The sequence below is a fragment of the Roseburia sp. AM23-20 genome (genome assembly GCF_003470905.1).
GTDB classification, from domain to species: Bacteria; Bacillota; Clostridia; order Lachnospirales; family Lachnospiraceae; genus Roseburia; species Roseburia rectibacter.
Genome location: NZ_QRHS01000078.1, coordinates 1 through 661 on the forward strand (window position 1 = coordinate 1; position 661 = coordinate 661).

A 661-nucleotide genomic window follows, 5' to 3' on the forward strand; every position below is an offset into this window, starting at 1 on the left:
ATATAGAAACTATGTGGTTTTCAGCCACTTTCACGGCTGTGCCGTGAATAATATAGGATAATTTTATTCAGACTAATATTGCAGTATGCTTTGTTAGATTTAAAGGCAAATTTATCATCAATCTGTAATTTTTCGTAAACATCACTGATAAGCTTTTCCATTTGTGCATATGTAATAGGTTTATCAACAAATGCAAAGGGGTGTACGCTGATTGCTTCCTTACTGTATTGTTCAAAGGACGTGATGAAAATAATATTACAATTTACATCGCTCTCCCTGATCTGGCGTGCCGTCTCAATGCCATTCATCCCACCAAGTTCAATATCCAGCAGGATAATATCGAATTGTCCGCTCAGTTCTATTTCCATCAAAAGATTCATACCTGAATAACATTTTCTGATGTCTGCCCGGATTCCTATCTGATATGTAATTTGCCGTACCTGTTTTTCCTGTTTTTCAACCTCTTCTCTTATGTCATCACAAATACCTATCCTCAACATATTTCCTCACCACTTTAATCTTTGATACAACAAAAAAAGCCTAACACTCACACCGTGCAGGCTTTATATTACACCCATCAATTCCAATAACACTTTCCTCTGTTCGTAAGTACGTAATCATCTGTACCTTGCCTTTAAAAAAAACATGCCGCCCATCAGGG

1 protein-coding gene is annotated in these 661 nt (G+C 36.9%); it reads right to left on the reverse strand.

Features of this window, described 5'->3' with window-relative positions; all coding sequences use genetic code 11:
- Positions 1–20 precede the first annotated feature (20 nt).
- Entirely contained in the window at positions 21–500 is a 480-nt protein-coding gene (locus tag DW650_RS19400) for a LytR/AlgR family response regulator transcription factor (RefSeq protein ID WP_243103038.1), read from the reverse strand.
- Positions 501–661 lie beyond the last annotated feature (161 nt).